The organism is Mesorhizobium sp. P3_A9 (genome assembly GCF_056402975.1).
Genome location: NZ_JBFUGJ010000614.1, coordinates 1 through 1,940 on the forward strand (window position 1 = coordinate 1; position 1,940 = coordinate 1,940).

Annotated in this window: 3 protein-coding genes; 1 reads left to right on the plus strand and 2 read right to left on the minus strand. The window is 61.0% G+C overall.

Going from position 1 to position 1,940, the window contains the following annotated elements:
• Both AC1DX0_RS35230 and AC1DX0_RS35235 read right to left on the minus strand, forming a co-directional pair.
• A partial coding sequence (locus AC1DX0_RS35230; RefSeq protein ID WP_477359050.1) for a class II aldolase/adducin family protein occupies window positions 1-336 on the minus strand: 336 nt, incomplete at its 3' end.
• Window positions 337-728: 392 nt separating this feature from the next.
• On the minus strand, window positions 729-1,169 hold the full coding sequence (locus AC1DX0_RS35235; protein WP_477224486.1) for a hypothetical protein: 441 nt from the start codon (window positions 1,167-1,169) through the stop codon (window positions 729-731).
• 276 nt (window positions 1,170-1,445) lie between these two features.
• On the opposite strand from AC1DX0_RS35235, the gene AC1DX0_RS35240 reads away from it, so the two are divergent.
• On the plus strand, window positions 1,446-1,808 hold the full coding sequence (locus AC1DX0_RS35240) for a hypothetical protein (RefSeq protein ID WP_477224506.1): 363 nt from the start codon (window positions 1,446-1,448) through the stop codon (window positions 1,806-1,808).
• Window positions 1,809-1,940 lie beyond the last annotated feature (132 nt).

Sequence of the window (1,940 nt, forward strand, 5' to 3'; positions counted from 1 at the left end):
GACCGGCATCGTGCCCTCGACCACATCGCCGGCGCCGTCGACACGGATGAGGTCCGAGACGGTGATATGGGCGAAATGCATGCCGAACGGATTGACCCAGAACGTGTCGGTRAATTCCGGATCGCGGGCCGTGATGTGTCCGGCGACGCCTTCGCTGAACCCCAGCGCAGCGAAGATGCGGAAACCCGCGGCAAGCCGTTCCTTTCGATATTGCCGCTCCTGCCCGATATCATCGAAGCGCGGCGGCCCGCGCCGCTTGAAAAGCGGTTCGTAGGCTGCCTGCTTGCTGATGGCGAGATGGTTTTCGGTGCCTTGAATTGACGTGACGATGTCCATGGCGCTCTCCCTGCTTCCGCACCGTCGGCATGACGGCTGGACACAGAGTGGGGGCGCTTCGAGCAAGCGTCTCAAAGGCCGTACGAATTGTTCCGAATTCTTCCGAACAGGTGCGAAACATGCCGATCTCGCGGTCATGATCCGTCCAACCTTCTGGTGCCGGACGAGCCGACCGACGACATCGCCACCATCCACACCTATGGCGGCGGCTATGCCGAATATGTCAAGCGCACGGGGCAGGAAGCGCAGGGGTTGCGGAGCTAAAGCAATCCAAACGGTTCTCCCGGGAAATGCGCATAGCGCTTTCCTTGGGATTTTCGTCAAAATAAATAGGGCAGTTCGCCATTCCTTGAAACGGCGAACTGCCCGAAGCCCTTACTTCAGTCCGATACTTACTTCAGCGAGATGGCAAAGCCGCTGAGATCGGCGTTGACCTGCAGGCCAACCTGCTTGCCGGTGAGTTCGAGCTGGGCACCCTTGTCGTTGGTCATGAGGATTACCTGGGCGCCCTTGCCGATCGTGCCGCCGCCACCCGCCGCGCCATAGACACCCGTCACATCGCGCGCACGCCTGATATGGCGCACCGTGCCGTGGAAATAGGTCTTGGAAACGCCGAAGGCGAGGCCGCCCGAAACGGCGCCGATGGAGATTGGATACGACTTACCATGGAAGGTGAACGTGCCTTCGCCGCCGGAGCCGCCGATGAAGAAGGCCGCCTTGTAGACGGCGAAGCGGATCGTGCCGCTGTCGGCATGCGCGGCACTGGCAAAGCCAATGCCCGCAGTGGCGATGGCGGCAACCGCGATCTTACGAAATCCGGACGAAATGTTCATGATGGGGAACTCCTGAAGGTCGCCGCTTTGCCGGCTGGGATGTCAGCGTCGTGTCAAAGTTTCAACTGAACAGTCTCGCCCGTCATTTGGTTCCAAGCACGCCGCTTGAATCGGGCTGCGGCAAGATCGCCATGAAGCGGAGCCGATGGCAAGCGCAAGGGCTGGACATCGCGTATACGTGATTGGTACGGCGGGCTCTGCCGGATTCATGGCATGGCCATTTCGCTGCGGTCGTGCGGAATTCAAGATGATGCGACTGACGGGAAGGGCTTGGGGATGAGAATTGCGACGCGAATTGCGATGTCCGCATTGGCTGCGACGGTGGCTGGATGCGCGACCTCTCCGGTCGACTATGGGACGTCGCTTTCGCCGCAGGATCCGAAATGGGCCTCGCCGGAATGCCAGCAGGCCCGGGCGGCGGCTTCGGACTACGCGGTTCGCGAGAAACAACATCCGGGTTGGGAATTCGCGGCACTTGGCCCGTACGGGCTGGGCATCATAGCGGCCACCAAGGAGGCCGAGCAGAAGCATCGGAAGTTTTACGCCCGCAACGTGCACCTGCAATGCTCGAGCCTGCCGCTGCCCAAGGAATTGCAGGGCGATCTGAACCCTGCGGTCGCAAAGGCGCAATATCCGTAGTCATTTTGGCCAAGCGGCTTGCCTGGCTTATACACACCACGCCGCTCTTGGAGCATCGTGCCGCTGCCGACTTCTGTCAGCACACAGGTGCCGGTCTCAGGGTTTAAGCGTTGCACCCGAGCGGCCATCGAT

Coding starts and splice junctions, on each gene's coding strand:
- AC1DX0_RS35235 (WP_477224486.1), bottom strand. CDS start 1,169: ATGAACATTTCGTCCGGATTTCGTAAGATCGCGGTTGCCGCCATCGCC.
- AC1DX0_RS35240 (WP_477224506.1), top strand. CDS start 1,446: ATGAGAATTGCGACGCGAATTGCGATGTCCGCATTGGCTGCGACGGTG.